The following is a 19,284-nucleotide window of genomic DNA, read 5'->3' on the forward strand; positions in this document are numbered from 1 at the left end:
AACAAAATGAAATTTATATCATTTAATATTAATGGGTTAAGAGCACGTCATCATCAACTCGCAGCCATTGTTGAACAACACCAACCTGATGTTATCGGATTACAAGAAATAAAAGTCCATGATGAAATGTTTCCTCTGGAAGAAGTCAGTAAGCTGGGTTATCACATTTTTTATCATGGTCAAAAATCTCACTACGGTGTCGCATTGCTAACTCGCCAACAACCAGTGGATATCCGTAAAGGTTTTCCTACTGATGACGATGATGCACAGCGCCGCATTATTATGGCCGATATCGAGACACCTGTTGGTTTATTAACTGTAATCAATGGCTATTTTCCTCAAGGAGAGAGCCGTGATCATCCGATTAAATTTCCTGCAAAAGAAAAATTTTATCAGGACCTACTATCTTACCTAGAAACTAATCATTCTCCGGAGTCACACATTTTGATTATGGGAGACATGAACATCAGTCCAACAGATCTCGATATCGGCATTGGAGAAAACAACCAGAAACGCTGGTTAAAAATGGGAAAATGTTCTTTCTTACCAGAAGAGCGAGAATGGATGGAACGCTTAAAAAATTGGGGGCTTATCGATACATTCCGGGTAAAATATCCTGAAGCTAATGATCAGTTTTCTTGGTTCGACTATCGTTCAAAAGGTTTTGATGATAATCGTGGACTGCGCATTGATTTGCTGCTTGCCAGCCATCCTCTGGCAGAAAGATGTATATCCTCTGGTATCGATTATGCTATACGCAGTATGGAAAAACCATCCGATCATGCCCCTATTTGGACAGAGTTTAAGATATAAACAACGATCATGAAACACAGCACCTCCATTATGGTGCTGTGTCGTTATCGTGAATTATCCCTGATTAACTTGATCTTTCTTTGCTCTGCTCTTACCAGATTTTTCCTGCTTGCCTTTCCCTTTTTTGGTATTAACAGGAGCAGGAGGCAAGTTCCTAAAAGCCGTTAAATTACGATGCTGTTTTGCCTGCCAGATCAACTGCTGCAATGTTTCCTGAAGGGGGAACATAAAATCCTGATAACGGAATTGCTTTTCGCTGATTTGTGTCAGCCGAGATTCCCAATGTGCTGTCATATCTGGCAATACCGCCATGTCCGGTAACACATGAATTAACGCCCTGCCAGCCGGAGTCGCGTGAATATAGCGTCCTTTTTTGTACAGGAAATCCCGTTTGAATAGTAATTCAATGATCCCCGCTCGAGTCGCTTCAGTACCTAAGCCATCGGTTGCACGAAGTACCTTTTTCAAATCTTTATCCTGCACAAATCGAGCTATGCCAGTCATTGCAGACAATAGTGTCGCATCAGTGAAAGGCCTTGGAGGCTGTGTCTGTCTTTCCACCACTTCACCTTTCTCACACAATAATTCATCTCCTTTAGCAACAACAGGTAATGGCGTACCTTCATTTTCTTCATCCCGTTCCTTGTTGCCAAGTAGAGTCCGCCAACCCGCCTCTGCTAGAAAACGTGCCTTAGCGATAAATTTTCCACCAGCAATATCAAGTTCAATCGTACATTTCCGAAATACCGCATCAGGAAAAAACTGCATCAGGTATTGTCGCGCAATCAAACTATAAATATGGCTTTCATTTTCGGTTAAATTAACTTGGCTACTACGTGCAGTAGGAATGATGGCATGGTGAGCATCAACCTTCTTATCATCCCAACAGCGGTTCTTTTGCTCTATATTTAAAGCATTCTGCGGAAACAAATGGGTAGCATGAACCGAAATGGCATTCAGGACTGCATGACGCCCAACAAAATGTTCTTCCGGCAGGTAACGACAGTCAGAACGCGGATAAGTGATCACTTTATGGGTTTCATAAAGCCGCTGACAAATGTCAAGGACATCCTGAGCACTCAAAGCAAAACGCTTGGCCGCTTCAATCTGCAAGGATGAAAGGGAAAAAGGTAATGGTGCCGTTTCTGTTTCGCGCTTATCCTGATAGGAGGAGACATAGGCAGGTTGTCCAGTAATACGCGCAACAACATGCTCAGCTAACGGCCGGTGAATAATTCTGCCTTCTTCATCCTGAAAATCAATGCAAGATTCACTCGGTTGCCATAAAGCCGTAAATCGCTCTTCATTGGGTGTAACAACGTGTGCTTTAACTTCAAAAAAATCTTTTGGCACAAAATTTTCTATCTCTTCATCACGACGTACAACCAAACCTAAAACAGGGGTTTGCACTCGCCCGACCGATAATACCCCCTGATAACCGGCATTTTTGCCTAATAAAGTGTAAGCACGGGTCATGTTGATGCCATAAAGCCAGTCTGCCCTGGCTCTGGCGAGCGCAGAAACACATAAGGGGATAAACTCCCGATTGCTTCTTAGCCGTTCAATCGCTTTTGCGACTGCCTGGGGATTGAGATCATTGATTAAGCATCGCTGGACATTGTGTTTTTTATCCATATCCAGATCTAAAAAATCCAGCACTTCATCCACCAACAATTGCCCTTCGCGATCAGGGTCACCTGCATGGACTATCTCGTTTGCTCTTTCCAACAGGGATTTAATTGTGTTGAGCTGTTTGGCCACGGCTGCCCGTGGCTTTAACTGCCATTTTTCAGGAATGATCGGTAAATCAGCCAATACCCAACGAGCATAACGGCTATCGTAGGCATCAGGTTCGGCCTGTTCCAATAGATGACCCACACACCAAGTCACAAACTGGTTATTACCACATTCGATAAACCCATCCCCACGTCGATGGGGCTTCGGTAAAACATCCGCGATAGCCCTCGCGAGGCTGGGTTTTTCTGCAATAAAAAGACGCATGGAATTATTCAAGAACTTCAATGAGTGCCCTGCCTGAGCTTGGCTCAGTCAGTTCACCAACAGCAAAAAAATCAATGTCGTGGCTTCGTGCAACGGCTTTCGCCTCTTCCACGGCATCCGGCAAAATCGCCAGTAATAAACCACCCGAAGTTTGTGGATCACACAAGAGATGACGTTGATGGGAAGCCATCTTTCCAATTAAGTGCCCATAGCTGTCAAAGTTGCGTCCCGTTCCTCCAGGTACACAACCTTTTTCGATATAAACATCAACATCTGGCAATCTCGGAATTTGTGAAAATTTGATCTTCGCCTGAACACCAGAACCTGCACAAATTTCACTTAAATGCCCTAACAAGCCGAAGCCTGTTACATCCGTCATAGCGGTAACACCTTCAATTCCTGCAAAATCTGTCCCCGCTTTATTCAACTGGCACATAATTTCTTTCGCAATACCTTGGTGTTCGGGTTGTAACAACCCTTTCTTTTCAGCCGTAGTCAATACGCCAACGCCCAAAGGCTTAGTCAGGAACAGGAGACTGCCTGCTTTTGCCTGATTATTACGCTTTACACGTTCAATATTGATGATTCCCGTCACTGCCAAGCCGAATATGGGTTCAGGGGCATCAATAGAATGCCCTCCAGCCAAGGAAATACCCGCTTCCTGACAAACAGCCCGGCCTCCCTCAATAACATTTTGCGCAATTTCCGGTGCCAGTTTATTAATTGGCCAACCCAAAATCGCAATTGCCATGATGGGTTTCCCTCCCATCGCGTAAATATCGCTAATGGCATTAGTCGCCGCAATACGGCCAAAATCAAACGGATCATCAACAATAGGCATAAAGAAATCCGTAGTACTAATGATGCCTGTACCATTACCAATATCATACACAGCAGCATCATCACGGGTTTCATTACCTACCAAAAGATTAGGATCGAAAAACTTTGCCTGTTCACTGTGCAAAATAGTTTCCAGCACTTTAGGCGAAATTTTGCAGCCACATCCGGCACCATGGCTGTATTGAGTCAGACGGATTTCTGTTGACATTAGTCGCTCCAGTTAAGAAGTCACTGACAAATTAGAAATAACTGACAAAATTCGTCAAATCTGGCATTGCAACTTTTGCAGGTGCCCTCAGTTCTGGGGTTCCTAAGTACAAGAATCCCACAATCTTGTCATTTTCCTTACATCCCAAGCCTGCCTTAACAATGGGATCTTCTGTCCATGAGCCTGAACGCCATATACCGCCAAAACCTTGGGTGATGGCGGCCATTTGCATCGCGTGAACGGCACACCCCGCAGCAACCACTTGTTCCCATGCCGGAACTTTTGCATGTTCAACGACCTTGGCGATAACGGTAATAATCATAGGTGCTCGGTAAGGGGCATTTTTTGCTTTCTCCTCAACATCCTTGCCCAGACCACCTTCAATCGCTGCTTTTTCAAGAAGATGACTAAATTTATTTATCCCTTCCCCTTCCATCACAATAAAATGCCAAGGACGCAAAGCCCCGTGGTCAGGCGCCCTCATCCCTGCAGCTAAAATATGTTGCAATTCACTGTCTTTTGGCGCGGGGGTTGTTAAACGTGAAACTGAACGACGATTTAACAAAAGTTCCAAAGCATTCATTCTTTTCTCCTAAATAAGATAATCTGTCTCAAACCCACATTCTCTGTTTATTCGTTAATGAATGAAAGCACATAAACTGTTTTTTCAATCAATAACATGATTTCCAGCTGACATTTTCCAGTGAGCTGATTAGGATAACCCCTCTTGATACCATAACCGGAGATAATATGCGCAAATTATGGCACTTCACGGCAGCATTATTTAAATGGAGTTGGAAACTCCTAAATTTTGTTCGCCAGTTTATTTTCAATCTTATTTTTATTCTGTTGATCGCTGTTATCGTTGTTGGGGTTACTGTTTACCAGCAACAATCCAAACTTGACGATAATTATCACGGGGCGTTGTATGTCAACCTATCTGGTATAGTTCTTGATCGCGTAACTGATCGCAATCCACTCGAACAATTTACCAAAGATCTTATTGGGCCATCCAATAGCAATTACAAAGAAACCTCCGTGTTTGACGTTGTTGACAGTATTCGCCGCGCAAAAAATGATCCCCAAATTACGGGCATGGTATTAGATCTAAATAATTTCATCGGCGCAGACCAAACTTCTATGAGGTATATTGGTAAGGCTATCAACGAATTTAAAACTGCTGGTAAACCTGTTTTTGCGATTGGTGATGCTTACAGCCAATCACAATATCATTTAGCCAGCTATGCCAATAAAATATATTTATCTCCACTTGGTTCCGTTGATATCCATGGTTTCTCCACCAACCATTTATACTACAAATCATTGTTGGATACGTTGAAAGTATCTACCCATATTTTTCGTGTGGGAACCTATAAATCAGCAGTTGAACCCATACTGCGCGACGATATGTCACAAGAGGCTCGTGAAGCTGACAGCCTCTGGCTTAACGAATTGTGGAACAATTACTTAAATACCATCGCAGTTAACCGACATATCCCTGTTGATCAAGTCTTCCCTGGTGCAGCAAACTTTATTGAAAAACTCCGTAAAGCGGGTGGGGACTTTTCACTGTATGCGTACCAAAACAAACTAGTGGACTCTATTGAACCCCGCAATGCGGTTGAAAAGAAAATGCGGGAAAAATTTGGTTGGAACAAAGAACAAAAACATTTCAATTACATCAGCATCTATGACTACATTGACCAAAAACCAATACAATATGCAGATAATAAAGGCAATATTGCTGTCATTGTTACTGAAGGTGCAATCTTAGAAGGCAAGCAATCGCCGGGTATCGTTGGAAGTGACACTATTGTTGAACAACTACGTGCCGCACACCATAACCCCAACATAAAAGCGATCGTATTACGAGTAAACAGCCCAGGTGGTAGTATCGGTGCGTCCGAAATTATTCGCAATGAATTGGCAGCCATCCGAGATGACAAGACTGGAAATGCGAAACCTATTGTAGTTTCCATGGGAGGGATGACTGCCTCAGGGGGTTACTGGATATCTACCCCTGCTAACTACATCATTGCTGATCCGAGTACCTTAACAGGCTCGATTGGTGTTTTTGGTGTCATTCAGACCTTTGAAAAGACGCTCAATTACGTTGGTGTGAATACCGACGGTATTTCAACAACGCCATTAGCTGATATTTCTGTTACCAAAGGTATTAACCAAACGTTCTCAGATGTAATGCAGCTCGCTATTGAGAGTAGCTACAGTAAGTTTATTAAGCTGGTTGCAGTTGCCCGTAATAAGTCTGTAGATGAAATTGATAATATCGCTCAAGGGCGTGTTTGGAGTGGCATTGATGCCAAAAAGCATGGTCTAGTCGATCAACTGGGTGATTTTGATGATGCCGTTAAAAAAGCCGCTGAGCTGGCAAAGATCAAAGATGTCTCACTGGACTGGATGCAACCTGAACTTTCATTCTCGGAAAAATTCATGCTGGGACTGACTTCATCAGCGCAAGCACTATTGCCAAATACTTTACAATCAATGTTGCCTGCTCCATTTGCCGAAGTCGCTCAAGATGTAAAAAAACAAGCTGCATTTTATAAAAATATGAATGATCCACAGAATATATACACATTCTGCCTGAATTGTGTCGATATTCGTTAAATAACTGACTAAATTTACAACAAATTTAAAGCCTGATTTCACTCTCAGGCTTTTTTTATTCCTGATACTCCCTATAATCCAGCTAAATGTTTTTATTGAGGCGTTACCATGCAGAAGAAATCGATCTATGTTGTTTACACCGGCGGTACTATTGGGATGCAACATTCCCCCAATGGATACATTCCCGTTTCCGGTCATTTACAACAACAACTCGCCAAAATGCCAGAATTTCACCGTCCAGAAATGCCGACATTCACGATCCGTGAACACCAACCCCTGATTGATTCTTCTGATATGAGTCCTGACGATTGGAGCATTATCGCAAATGATATCTATCAGAATTATCATGACTACGATGGTTTTGTTATTCTGCATGGTACGGACACCATGGCTTTCACTGCATCAGCACTCTCCTTCATGTGCGAAAACCTGAATAAACCCATTATTGTGACAGGGTCACAAATTCCTCTGGAAGCATTGCGTTCCGATGGACAAACCAATCTTCTTAATGCGCTGTATCTCGCAGCGAATTACCCTATTAACGAAGTTAGCTTGTTTTTTAACAATAAGTTATTTCGTGGCAATAGAACAATTAAAGCCCATGCAGATGGCTTTAATGCTTTTTCATCCCCTAACTGCCCTCCATTGATGGAAGCCGGAATAAATATTCGCACCTTCAAAACAAATCCTATACCTGCTAGTCATGGCGAATTTTTTGTGAATACCATCACATCACAACCAATTGGTGTCGTGACTATCTACCCGGGATTATCCAGTCAGGTGGTAGAAAACATCCTCATGCAACCAGTCAAGGCGTTAATTTTACGCTCTTACGGTGTTGGCAATGCTCCACAACGGGCTGATTTGCTACAAACGTTAAAGCAAGCGACTGAGAGAGGTATTATTGTGGTTAATTTGACACAATGTATTTCAGGCCGGGTCAACATGGAAGGCTATGCGACTGGTCATTCTCTGGCTGCATCAGGTGTTATCAGTGGTTATGACATGACTTTCGAAGCAACTTTAACAAAATTGCACTATTTATTAAGCCAATCTTATACCCCTGAAGAGATCCGCTATCTGATGCAACAAAATCTGCGGGGAGAGTTGAGTTATGCTGATGAATAATGAACAGATGAGTCGAGAAATATGATGAAAACAGCATTATTACTTATCGATCTACAAAACGACTTTTGTACTGGAGGCGCCCTGGCTGTCAAAGATAGTGATGCAGTGATTGAAGTAGCAAATAATGTTATTGCACGATGTCAGGAAAACACTATCACTGTCATCGCCACTCAAGATTGGCATCCGGCTAATCATATGAGTTTTGCAGAAAATTCAGGACAAAAAGTAGGTGAATTAGGCGAACTCAATGGCATTCCTCAAGTATGGTGGCCTAATCACTGTATACAAGGAGAGTTTGGTGCGGAATTTCATCCTTTGTTAAATCAATCTGCTATTCAAGCAATTTTCCGCAAAGGTGAAAATCCCCAAATAGATAGCTACAGTGCATTCTTTGATAATGACCATAAAAGCAAAACTCACCTGGATGATTGGCTAACAGAGCAGAAGATACAACGCCTGATTGTCATGGGTATCGCCACTGATTATTGCGTAAAATTTACCGTACTTGATGCCCTGGCACTCGGTTATGAAACCTATGTCATTATTGATGGCTGTCGTGGTGTTAATATCCAGAAAGATGATAGCCAACAAGCATTTGAGGAAATGGCAGGAAAAGGGGCAAAGTTAATTCTACAAAGTGAAATTATATCCATTTTATAACTCCCCTAGCTCCTTCATAAAATTAAAAAGAACCTCGTTCTCAACAAAAATAGGGCGAGGTTCTCAATTCATGCCATTTCAATCTTCCGACTGAGGTTTTAATTTTGCAACCATGTCGGACTGAAATATAGCCTTTAACTCCTGCTTACTTTTCATGGTAATTTGACCGTCTGTGCCAATCGTCATATGTTCAGGATCATGATTATATTTTGCTTGCCAGAGCATCACCGCCTGTAAACTGTATTCTTTCTGTTCTGGCGTGAGTGGTACACCATCCTGCCATTTTCCCAGTTCAACAGCCTGAACTAATCGCTGATAAATTTCAGGAGTCATGGCGGAGAGTAAATCATCCAACTTCATCGAAATTTCCTTAATGGCTATGTGCTCTATTTTACTACATGCACTACATATTTTACTTGTACGGCCGTAAGCCGACATGGTTATTATTAATATTATTGACCTTAAGAACAGTTAAGAATACTTTATCAAAAATAAGCTGAATCGTTTCTTTTTAGTTCATAAGGCCAACTTTTCATTTAAATTCAGCGTATTCAAAATAACATTAACCTGCCGTTTCTTCGCCTGTTTCTTTATCAACAAAACGCAGCGCTGCTGAATTAATACAAAAACGTTCCCCTGTCGGTTTCGGACCATCGGGAAAGACATGCCCCAAATGTGCCTGACATTGGCTACAACGCACCTCTATCCGATGCATATTATGAGAATAATCATCAATATATGTGATAGAGCCATCACTAATCGGTTGGTAAAAACTTGGCCATCCACATCCCGAATCAAACTTCGTATCAGAAACAAATAATGGCTGGCGGCAACACAAGCAATAATAAATGCCATTTTTCTTATTGTGCAGCAGTTTCCCTGAAAATGGCGGCTCAGTACCTGCTTCTTGCGTAACATAGCGTTGCATTTTATTAAGCTGTTCTATAGAAAGGGAAATATTTTGACTTTTAGTCATAATGACCACCTTTTAAGGTCAATGATTTCAATAAAATATCATCGGAAACAACCCAAAATTAACACCAAAATGTCAAAACGCATTCTAACCTATCCAACATAGCAATTTACTTTACTAATTGTGATAAATCTCACATAACTAACCAATGGTAACTTTAAATATCTCCTTATGCCCCGATAATGGTGTGCGTAGAGCTTGTTCCAGCTGTATAGCAATCGTCTAGATAGTGATTATTAAATTGATCTTTTTCAATTGTTGACACGATTCCGCTTGACGGCTGGCAAGATTTTGGTAACTTTAAAAACAACTTTTAATTCACTAAAAAATAGCTGGTGGAATACTATGACTATCAAAGTAGGTATTAACGGTTTTGGTCGTATCGGCCGTATTGTTTTCCGTGCTGCTCAAGAGCGCTCAGACATTGAAATCGTTGCAATCAATGATCTGTTGGATGCAGAATACATGGCATACATGCTGAAATACGATTCAACCCACGGCCGCTTCAACGGTACTGTTGAAGTTAAAGACGGCCAACTGGTTGTTAACGGCAAAACCATCCGTGTGACATCTGAAAGAGACCCAGCTAACCTGAAATGGAACGAAGTGGGTGTTGATGTTGTTGCAGAAGCAACGGGTATTTTCCTGACTGACGAAACTGCACGTAAACATATCGCTGCTGGCGCGAAAAAAGTTGTTCTGACCGGTCCATCCAAAGACAATACGCCAATGTTCGTTATGGGTGTCAACCATAATGCCTATGCAGGCCAGGATATCGTTTCCAACGCATCCTGTACCACTAACTGTCTGGCTCCACTGGCTAAAGTTATCAATGACAAATTTGGTATCGTTGAAGGTCTGATGACTACCGTTCACGCAACAACGGCTACCCAGAAAACGGTTGATGGTCCTTCAGCGAAAGACTGGCGTGGTGGCCGTGGTGCAGCACAGAACATCATCCCATCTTCCACTGGCGCAGCAAAGGCAGTAGGCAAAGTTATCCCAGAATTGAACGGTAAACTGACTGGTATGTCTTTCCGTGTTCCTACTCCTAACGTCTCTGTTGTTGACCTGACTGCACGTCTGGCTAAACCAGCAACTTATGCAGAAATCTGTGATGCAATTAAAGAAGCTGCAGAAGGCGAACTGAAAGGCATTCTGGGCTATACTGAAGATGACGTGGTTTCTACTGATTTCAACGGCGAAAAACTGACTTCTGTATTTGATGCAAAAGCAGGTATCGCGCTGAACGATAACTTTGTAAAACTGGTTTCCTGGTATGACAACGAAACCGGTTATTCCAATAAAGTCCTGGATCTGATCGCTCATATCTCCAAATAACTGAGCTTTTATCGACTTTCAAAAGCCATCTGTTTACAGGTGGCTTTTATGTTTATATAACTAAAATATTGAGATATTCTTGTCTTTTAGTTCAACGGCTAATTTAAGTTTACATAAGGTCATGACAGATGCTTGATAAAATTTTCTCATTACCAATTGTAGAACAGCTCTCCCCTTATATCAGCCAGCGAAACATTGATGGTTTTCCGTTAGTTGTTGTTTCCCATCCCAAAGCTCGTGGAGTGATCAGTCTTCAAGGCGCACACCTGATCACCTGGCAGCCCAATAACGAAAAACCGGTATTATGGGTAAGTGATAACACCCCTTTCAGGGCAGGCACTGCTATTCGTGGCGGCATTCCCATCTGTTGGCCTTGGTTTGGTTCATTTGCAGCTCCCAGCCATGGATTTGCGAGGATATTACCTTGGGAACTCAAAGCCCATGATGAAAATGAAAATGGCGTTATTTTGACGTTCACATTACAGGATAACGCATATACCCGTAAGTTATGGCCACATGAATTCACGCTCATTGCCCGTTTTAAATTGGGGGAAACTTGCGAAATAGAGTTAGAGCCTCATGGTGAATATCAAGCCACTTGTGCTCTTCACTCTTACTTCAATGTGAGTGACATCAATCAAATTCGGGTCAGTGGGCTTGGTTCCCATTTTATTGATACCCTCACCGATAGCGAGCAATATATTGATGAAGATTTAGTCTTCCACGGAAGAACAGACCGCATTTATACAGAACCAGACGATTTTAATCTGCTCAGAGATCCGCTATGGAAACGAACAATTGAAATACACCACTATCACCATAGCGAAGTAGTATGCTGGAACCCCGGCGCTGCACTTTCCAGTAGTATGAAAGACATGAGCAAAGAGGGTTATAAGAATATGGCTTGTATCGAAACTGCACGTATCAATGACCCATTGCAGCCTAAGAATGGCAACCCTGGCAGACTTTCTGTCATTATCCGCTGCCGTAAATTCTCAGATAATAATCAACCAAGCGAAATATAGAGCAGGCATTTATTCCAAGACCAAGGATAAAAATGCCTGAATTCTTAAAGATAGAAAGGGTTAAACCACAGTGACAGGAACACGCTTCGCTAAAGCGCACAAAAGCTCGTAACCAATGGTTCCTGCCGAGTTTGCGACTTCGTCTACGGGTAGATTTTCTCCCCACAACTCGGCAATACTGCCTATATTTGCCTGAGGACACGGAGTCAAATCAACCGTCATCATATCCATTGATATAGCACCCAATAACTGGGTACGAACACCATCAACCATGACAGGTGTTCCCGTTGGGGCATGCCGCGGATACCCATCCGCATAACCACAGGCAACTGTACCGACAAGCATGGGTTTCTGAGTTATATAGCGGCTGCCATAGCCAATTTTTTCCCCTTGGGAAGCTCATGTACTGCGATGATTTCACTTTTTAGCGTCATGGCTGGTTTCAACCCAATATTGGCAATATCACGCCACTTTCCACTAGGAGACGCGCCATAAAGAATAATACCTGGCCGTATCCAATCCTTATGTGTTTTCGGATGCCACAACACAGCACCAGAATTCGCCAGGCAATGGTGCAGTGAATTCATTTGCAAACGCTCAACAACCGCGAATTGTTCATCAATACCCATTTCATTATCCGAATTGGCAAAATGGGTCATTAACGTCACTGACTTAATATTTTTAGCCTTTTTCGCCATTGAAACTATCTGTGTATACTCTTTTGCGGTGAATCCCAACCGATTCATACCACTATTGAGTTTCAAATAGATATCAATGGGAGCATCTAATTTAGTTTTTTCTATCTCATCAAGTTGCCAATGACTATGTACTACGGTTGTCAGATGGTATTTATTGATAATCTGCAAATCCGCAGGTTTGAAAAAACCCTCCAATAGCAAGATTGGCCCTTGCCATCCCTGCTCCCTTAAATAAATAGCTTCATTCATGTCAAGCAGTGCAAATCCATCTGTCTGCATGAGTGATTGCCATATTCTGTCCAATCCATGCCCATACGCATCCGCTTTTACTACCGACCAAATTTTGCTGTTACCCACCATTTGACGAATAACTGACAGATTATGGCGAAATGCATCGAGATGGATCGTTGCCAAAATAGGACGTGGCATGACGACCCCTTCTTATAGTTTATAAGTTTATGCTGTGTGTAAATGAGGCTTCATTGGAAACACTTTTATATTAAAGCCATCAATGTATCTGAATACGGAAAGATCATCTGCCGCAATGTCGGGCTTTTTGCCTGAAATTAAATCAGCCAGTAACTTCCCTGAACCACAGGCCATTGTCCAACCCAGTGTTCCATGTCCCGTATTTAAATAAAGATTCGCATATTTAGTTGGCCCAACAATAGGGGTACCGTCCGGGGTCATAGGACGCAAACCTGTCCAGAATGAGGCCTCCGTAATATTGCCACCATTGTGGTATAGATCCTGCACAACCATTTTTAACGTTTCACAACGATTTTGGAGGACATTCAAATTAAATCCGACTACTTCCGCCATACCACCAACGCGAATACGATTATCAAAACGCGTAACGGCGATCTTGTAAGTTTCATCCAGCACAGTTGAGACGGGTGCTTTTGACTCGTCCATAATCGGCATCGTCAATGAATAACCTTTCAATGGATAAACCGGTATTTTAACCAGTTCTTTTAATATTTCAGTGGAATAAGATCCCATCGCTACCACATAGTGATCCGCCGTCATGATACCATCATCACATTGAATACCTGTGACTTTACTTCCATCCACTAGGATCCGTTTAACCTGCTTGTTAAATATAAACTGCACACCAATATCTTCTGCCATTTTAGCCAGTGCTTTGGTAAAAAGCTGGCAATCACCCGTTTCATCATTCGGTAATTGCAACCCGCCAGTCAGTTTATGGGAAGCATTAGCAAGCGCCGGCTCCACTGTAGCCAATTGCTCAGCGGTCAATAATTGATAAGGAACTCCTTCTTGCTCTAACACTTTGATATCATTGGCAGCATTATCAAATTGCTTGGTGGTTCTGAACAATTGCAGGGTTCCCCCCTGACGCCCTTCATATTGGATCCCCGTATCAATCCTTAATTGTTTAATACAATCCCGACTATATTCTGCCAAACGAACCATTCTGCTTTTATTCATCGCGTAATGGCTTGCATCACAATTACGCAGCATTTGCCACATCCAGCGCAACTGAAACAGGGAACCATCAGGGCGAATAGCCAAAGGTGCATGACGTTGAAACACCCACTTTATTGCTTTTAGTGGGATCCCTGGAGCCCCCCAAGGGGTGGCATACCCTGGTGAGATTTGACCGGCATTAGCAGCACTAGTTTCTTCCGCGGCACTATTCTGGCGATCAATTACAGTAACTTCATGGCCTGCTTGTGCAAGATACCATGCGCTGGTTACGCCAATAACGCCGCTGCCTAAAATAAGGACCTTCATTTTACCCCCTACTGGCAAGTGATATTTTCAAGCATAATATGCTAAACATAAAAAGCCAATACAGAATAATAGACTATGATACAATTAATTAACTTTTAGGATTTAAGTCACATTTACATTACAAAATATAAAAAACACATTTCTTCAATAATCGCATATTTTCTATATAGAAATACATTTAAATCATCAAGTTAAATAAGAGTAAAATACTGTTCACCCCTTTAATTTCTACTTATTAAAGTGGTTTTTATGGCAAAAAATAAACATTTCACTCACAAGGGTGAAATTTATAAAACACCAAAAAAATATAAATTTTTAGAATTTTATATAAGACCACTGTTAATAAGTAGAATAATAATTTAAAAAACTGCATTACACAGTTGGGAGTGTTTCTAAATAACACATATGTGTTAAGTGATGATTAGTGAAGTGCCCCAGAAACATAGATAATTATGCATCATATAATTGTATATTATATGACCTAACCATGATATCACTACATAACTGGGGTAAATAAATGTAACCAATAGCGAGGTAAACAAAAAACGAAGAGTTTAACCAACTTAAGACATGTTTCTGTTAATTCATTGATCTTTCTGTTAATTCATGGATCATAATACTCTGCATACTATGCCAAATAATGCCACTCTCTTTACCATAACTCCGCACGCAATCCATAATCTTGTCATAGGCTTTTTCCCGGCATAATGAACTTAACTGCTGGTAGAAATTCAACGCTAAATTACGTGCTTCAGGACTGGAGAAATAATAACGACCAACACGGGTATACAACCCTTTCAGCCCATTAATAATCAAACCATAAATTGGGTTTCCTGATGCAAAAGCCAGACCACGGAAAATATCATAGTCCACAGAGCTGAAAGCTTCAGCGGTATCTTCCACGTTTTCTTTTTCTGCCAAAATTTCCAATGACTTTTCAGGGTTATTCCTAAATGCAGTACGGATAAAGATGGCTGCGATATTAGTTCTCACTGCCAATAAGTTATCAATCAACTGAGGAACACGATCATGATCAAGACGCGCCAAAGTTTCCAGAATATTAAGACCGGATGTTTCCCAAAAATTATTAACCTTGGTTGGCTTTCCATGCTGGATAGTCAACCAACCATCACGGGCAAGGCGCTGCAACACTTCACGCAAGGTCGTACGGGTGACACCGATCAATTCAGATAATTCACGTTCTGCTGGCAATATAGAGCCAGGTGGAAAGCGATTATTCCAAATACTTTCAATGATATACTCTTCCGCGAAACTCGCAGGACTTTGAGCCTTAATTACCATAATTTTAATTATTCCAAAGTAGTTTTCTTGGCTAATAATAGCGGTTGATCATACCAGAATGTGTTTGCTCGACATAGTTACCTGGTAAATAAACCGTGAAAGAGTGAATAGGCTCATAAAAAATACAAATATTAGTAGATTAATTATGCGCTAATGCTCTTAAATTGCTATCACATTGAGCGTACTATACCGAACCAATATGTTTCTTAGTGGTTGATAGCAACTTAGATTTTTCCACGTATTCACAAAGAGGAATATTAATAATAATGGAAATCAGTATCCAACGTGCAGTGGTGAAAAACTTTCTCGGTAATGCGCCGGATTGGTACAAGCTAGCTATTATTGTTTTTCTGATTATCAATCCACTGGTCTATTTCTTCATCAGCCCTTTTGTTGCTGGCTGGATGCTCGTCGTTGAGTTTATCTTCACATTAGCAATGGCATTAAAATGTTATCCTCTGCAACCTGGAGGATTACTTGCTATTGAAGCGGTCATCATTGGAATGACTTCACCAAAACAAATAGGTCATGAAATTTCCAACAATCTGGAAGTCATTTTATTGCTGATTTTCATGGTTGCGGGCATTTACTTCATGAAACAGTTATTGCTGTTTGTTTTCACAAAGCTGCTGTTAAATATCCGTTCCAAGAAAATGCTGGCATTGGCATTCTGCCTGGCGAGTGCTTTCTTGTCCGCTTTCCTTGATGCTCTGACTGTCATTGCCGTTGTTATCAGTGTTTCAATCGGGTTTTACGCCATCTATCACCAATTCCTTTCCCATCATGGCAGCTCTGAACTGAATGACGATAAGTATATTGACAGTGAAGATAAAAGAGAGACATTGGAACAGTTCCGGGCATTTCTGCGCAGCCTGATGATGCATGCGGGAGTTGGTACTGCCTTGGGCGGTGTGATGACTATGGTTGGTGAACCCCAAAACCTGATTATTGCCAAACATGTCGACTGGGATTTTGCTACATTCTTTATTCGTATGTCGCCAGTCACCATCCCCGTGTTTATTTGTGGTTTGCTAATCTGTTTACTGGTTGAACATTTTAAACTGTTCGGTTACGGTGCTGAATTACCTGAGCGTGTTCGCTCTGTTCTGGAAGATTACGACCAAAAGGCCAGTGAAAAACGTACCCGCCAAGAAAAAGCCCAGCTTGCTGTTCAGGCACTGATCGGTATTTGGCTGATTGTAGCATTGGCTTTTCATTTGGCTGAAGTGGGTTTGATTGGTTTATCAGTCATTATCTTAGCAACCGCATTCTGTGGCATTACCGAAGAACATGCGTTAGGTAAAGCATTTGAGGAAGCCTTACCGTTTACTGCCCTGTTAACCGTGTTTTTCTCTGTAGTTGCCGTCATTGTTGATCAACAACTGTTTGCGCCATTTATTCAATTTGTCTTGCAGTCTTCACCCGCTTCACAGCTTTCCTTATTCTACTTGTTCAACGGATTGCTCTCCACGGTTTCTGATAACGTTTTCGTCGGTACGGTTTACATTAATGAAGCACTTATCGCCCTGAAGAGTGGTCTGATTTCACAACAACAATACGAGTATTTGGCCGTTGCCATCAACACAGGAACTAACTTACCATCCGTGGCAACCCCTAATGGACAAGCCGCGTTTTTATTCCTGCTAACTTCTGCCTTGTCTCCATTAATCCGTCTCTCTTATGGTCGCATGGTCATGATGGCCTTGCCTTATACCATTGTGATGACACTAGTGGGACTATTGTGTGTTGAATTCTGGTTAGTGCCTGCCACTGAATATCTCATCAAACTTGGTTTGATCACGCCACTATAATTGGAGGCCTAATTTATCGTTATATCCTGCCGGGTGGTGTGGTTCTGCATACCATCCGGTTTTTTTGTTAACCACTTGCCTGAAAAAATAGCTCAGTTGATTTTAATTTTATTTTTTTATGGCTGATGAAACGGCACAATAAACCCGTTATTTATCTTAAGAAGATGGGAAGAAAAGAAAATGTTTCAATTTTTAAATCAGAGTTCCCAAGGGCGAGGCGCATGGTTATTGATGGCATTGACAGCCCTTATCCTGGAAGCGACAGCACTCTATTTTCAACATGTGATGCAGTTACAGCCTTGCGTAATGTGCATTTATGAGCGTGTTGCGTTGTTCGGTATTTTAGGCGCTGCGCTACTTGGTGCAATCGCACCAAAAACGCCTTTGCGTTGGTTAGCGATTTTGCTGTGGATTTATAGCGCATGGCAAGGATTACAACTGGCATGGGATCACACCATGATGCAGTTATACCCTTCCCCATTTAATACTTGTGAATTTTTTGTCCGATTCCCATCTTGGCTACCACTGAATGATTGGTTACCTTCAGTGTTTCAGGCGATTGGGGATTGTTCGATGAAACAGTGGGAATTTTTAACACTGGATATGCCGCAATGGCTGATTGGTATTTTTGCCGCTTATCTGCTGGTAAGTATATTAGTATTAGTGAGTCAATTTTTTCGAATTCAGGATAGATCTTAAGAGTAAGAAATTGTTCCAAAAGGAGTCTCTAAAGGCTCCTTTTAACCTTGGTTTATCCCCGTACTCACGGGGAACTCGCCGGTACTTTGTAAGCCGCTCTCAAAAATCTTTCCTATATTCAATTCTCTATCACAATAATAAAAACACGATCTGTATTGCAGATTATAAATCAGAAAAAACGGAAAGATAAATTTTACTGATTTATAGGCTGAAAAAATGGTAGACTTTTTAAGTCGAAAAAATATTTTATAAAACAGTTAGATAAAATTAGGGTGTTCCCCGTGAGTACGGGGATAAACCGCGGCTATAGAATGCCAGAAGCAACTACAGCTAGTGTTCCCCGTGAGTACGGGGATAAACCGGTTACCCGTCGGGAAAATGCGATTTTAAATAAGTGTTCCCCGTGAGTACGGGGATAAACCGTATTACCTGAACGGCAGCCATGCCGGGTATATGTGTTCCCCGTGAGTACGGGGATAAACCATAATGTCCCACGCTTTCAGTACCAGTGCATTCGTGTTCCCCGTGAGTACGGGGATAAACCGATTTGCTACAGCGTCATTATGAAATCCTGTTAGTGTTCCCCGTGAGTACGGGGATAAACCGGCCCACGTCCGGTCAAGACAGTGAAATCGGCCGTGTTCCCCGTGAGTACGGGGATAAACCGCGTGAGTACCAGCTGCAGGATGGCGATATTGAGTGTTCCCCGTGAGTACGGGGATAAACCGGCGGCGTATGATTTGGCGAAAGCGGCGGATAAGTGTTCCCCGTGAGTACGGGGATAAACCGCGGCCTTAGAAATGAAAACCCCGCCGAAGCGAGTGTTCCCCGTGAGTACGGGGATAAACCGCCTGCTCCAAGTGCTCTGGGCGGGGATATTCCGTGTTCCCCGTGAGTACGGGGATAAACCGGATCGCTAGCACACCAACCATTCAAGTACAGGCGTGTTCCCCGTGAGTACGGGGATAAACCGCCCACTATCAGATTTGGGTTGTCTTTGAACGAGTGTTCCCCGTGAGTACGGGGATAAACCGCCCGATTTATAATGTGAGAGCGGTTCCCGTAGGTGTTCCCCGTGAGTACGGGGATAAACCGGGACTGGCGTTAGGGGGATAGGGTGGCAAGATGTGTTCCCCGTGAGTACGGGGATAAACCGAAACTGCGGAAGCTACAGGATAACCCTTATATGTGTTCCCCGTGAGTACGGGGATAAACCGGTGGCGAGGGAATGCCTGAATGAGTTAAACAAGTGTTCCCCGTGAGTACGGGGATAAACCGCTGGGCTTCACAAACAGTTAAGCTCAATAAACGTGTTCCCCGTGAGTACGGGGATAAACCGATAGTGAGGTAGCGACCATCTGAGTGTTTCAGGTGTTCCCCGTGAGTACGGGGATAAACC

The 19,284-nt window shown here is 42.3% G+C and carries 15 protein-coding genes, 1 pseudogene and 1 CRISPR repeat array (1 of these 17 running past the window's edge); of the genes and pseudogenes, 8 read left to right on the forward strand and 8 right to left on the reverse strand.

The features are described 5' to 3' along the window. Positions 1 to 6: 6 nt before the first annotated feature. Positions 7 to 813, forward strand: a complete 807-nt coding sequence (gene xthA, locus AAC853_RS15460; protein WP_338882413.1) for an exodeoxyribonuclease III — start codon at positions 7 to 9, stop codon at positions 811 to 813. A 54-nt stretch (positions 814 to 867) separates the two neighbouring features. Here xthA and AAC853_RS15465 read toward each other — a convergent pair whose 3' ends face one another. Genes AAC853_RS15465 through AAC853_RS15475 form a run of 3 tightly spaced genes read right to left on the reverse strand, consistent with a single transcriptional unit; the run spans position 868 to position 4,445 of the window. Beyond that, positions 868 to 2,814, reverse strand: coding sequence for a DNA topoisomerase III (locus AAC853_RS15465; RefSeq protein WP_340615072.1), 1,947 nt, complete (start codon positions 2,812 to 2,814; stop codon positions 868 to 870). A gap of 4 nt (positions 2,815 to 2,818) precedes the next feature. Beyond that, a complete protein-coding gene (gene selD, locus AAC853_RS15470) occupies positions 2,819 to 3,862 on the reverse strand; it encodes a selenide, water dikinase SelD (protein WP_340615073.1) in 1,044 nt (347 codons plus the stop codon). A 31-nt stretch (positions 3,863 to 3,893) separates the two neighbouring features. Beyond that, positions 3,894 to 4,445, reverse strand: a complete 552-nt coding sequence (locus AAC853_RS15475; RefSeq protein WP_338882418.1) for an NAD(P)H nitroreductase — start codon at positions 4,443 to 4,445, stop codon at positions 3,894 to 3,896. A 167-nt stretch (positions 4,446 to 4,612) separates the two neighbouring features. Here AAC853_RS15475 and sppA point away from each other — a divergent pair, with 167 nt between their 5' ends. The 3 genes from sppA (at position 4,613) to pncA (ending at position 8,278) form a co-directional block, all read left to right on the forward strand. Continuing rightward, the gene (sppA, locus tag AAC853_RS15480) at positions 4,613 to 6,490 is read left to right on the forward strand and encodes a signal peptide peptidase SppA (protein WP_340615074.1); all 1,878 of its coding nucleotides are present in this window, start codon (positions 4,613 to 4,615) and stop codon (positions 6,488 to 6,490) included. 108 nt (positions 6,491 to 6,598) lie between these two features. Continuing rightward, the gene (gene ansA, locus AAC853_RS15485) at positions 6,599 to 7,618 is read left to right on the forward strand and encodes an asparaginase (RefSeq protein WP_338882421.1); all 1,020 of its coding nucleotides are present in this window, start codon (positions 6,599 to 6,601) and stop codon (positions 7,616 to 7,618) included. Positions 7,619 to 7,642: 24 nt separating this feature from the next. Then, on the forward strand, positions 7,643 to 8,278 hold the full coding sequence (gene pncA / locus AAC853_RS15490; protein WP_338885570.1) for a bifunctional nicotinamidase/pyrazinamidase: 636 nt from the start codon (positions 7,643 to 7,645) through the stop codon (positions 8,276 to 8,278). A 78-nt stretch (positions 8,279 to 8,356) separates the two neighbouring features. On the opposite strand, the gene AAC853_RS15495 is transcribed toward pncA, so the two are convergent. Both AAC853_RS15495 and msrB read right to left on the reverse strand, forming a co-directional pair. Then, positions 8,357 to 8,638: a YeaC family protein gene (locus tag AAC853_RS15495; protein ID WP_338882422.1), complete on the reverse strand. Its 282-nt coding sequence runs from the start codon at positions 8,636 to 8,638 to the stop codon at positions 8,357 to 8,359. Positions 8,639 to 8,840: 202 nt separating this feature from the next. Next, positions 8,841 to 9,254 (reverse strand): peptide-methionine (R)-S-oxide reductase MsrB, encoded by a 414-nt coding sequence (gene msrB / locus AAC853_RS15500; RefSeq protein ID WP_340615075.1) that lies wholly within the window; start codon positions 9,252 to 9,254, stop codon positions 8,841 to 8,843. Positions 9,255 to 9,596: 342 nt separating this feature from the next. Between msrB and gapA the strand changes: the two genes are divergently transcribed. Together gapA and AAC853_RS15510 are read left to right on the forward strand one after the other, a co-directional pair. Continuing rightward, positions 9,597 to 10,592: a glyceraldehyde-3-phosphate dehydrogenase gene (gene gapA / locus AAC853_RS15505; RefSeq protein ID WP_338882424.1), complete on the forward strand. Its 996-nt coding sequence runs from the start codon at positions 9,597 to 9,599 to the stop codon at positions 10,590 to 10,592. A 128-nt stretch (positions 10,593 to 10,720) separates the two neighbouring features. After that, complete coding sequence (locus AAC853_RS15510) at positions 10,721 to 11,617, forward strand: D-hexose-6-phosphate mutarotase (RefSeq protein WP_340615076.1); 897 nt, start codon at positions 10,721 to 10,723, stop codon at positions 11,615 to 11,617. Positions 11,618 to 11,677: 60 nt separating this feature from the next. On the opposite strand, the pseudogene alr reads toward AAC853_RS15510, so the two are convergent. The 3 genes and pseudogenes from alr to fadR form a co-directional block, all read right to left on the reverse strand. Then, positions 11,678 to 12,744, reverse strand: a pseudogene (gene alr / locus AAC853_RS15515) (alanine racemase). 27 nt (positions 12,745 to 12,771) lie between these two features. Next, complete coding sequence (locus tag AAC853_RS15520) at positions 12,772 to 14,073, reverse strand: D-amino acid dehydrogenase (RefSeq protein ID WP_340615077.1); 1,302 nt, start codon at positions 14,071 to 14,073, stop codon at positions 12,772 to 12,774. Positions 14,074 to 14,652: 579 nt separating this feature from the next. After that, positions 14,653 to 15,375 carry a fatty acid metabolism transcriptional regulator FadR gene (fadR, locus tag AAC853_RS15525; protein ID WP_338882429.1) on the reverse strand — a complete coding sequence of 241 codons (723 nt, stop codon included), beginning with the start codon at positions 15,373 to 15,375 and terminating at the stop codon, positions 14,653 to 14,655. 266 nt (positions 15,376 to 15,641) lie between these two features. On the opposite strand from fadR, the gene nhaB reads away from it, so the two are divergent. Together nhaB and dsbB are read left to right on the forward strand one after the other, a co-directional pair. Beyond that, a complete protein-coding gene (nhaB, locus tag AAC853_RS15530; RefSeq protein ID WP_338882431.1) occupies positions 15,642 to 17,186 on the forward strand; it encodes a sodium/proton antiporter NhaB in 1,545 nt (514 codons plus the stop codon). A gap of 180 nt (positions 17,187 to 17,366) precedes the next feature. Next, complete coding sequence (gene dsbB, locus AAC853_RS15535; protein ID WP_340615078.1) at positions 17,367 to 17,885, forward strand: disulfide bond formation protein DsbB; 519 nt, start codon at positions 17,367 to 17,369, stop codon at positions 17,883 to 17,885. 272 nt (positions 17,886 to 18,157) lie between these two features. Then, positions 18,158 to 19,284: direct repeats of the CRISPR family, unit length 29 nt; unit sequence GTGTTCCCCGTGAGTACGGGGATAAACCG; it runs 3,237 nt beyond the window's last position.

Source organism: Xenorhabdus thailandensis (genome assembly GCF_037996785.1).
Lineage (GTDB): Bacteria > Pseudomonadota > Gammaproteobacteria > Enterobacterales > Enterobacteriaceae > Xenorhabdus > Xenorhabdus griffiniae.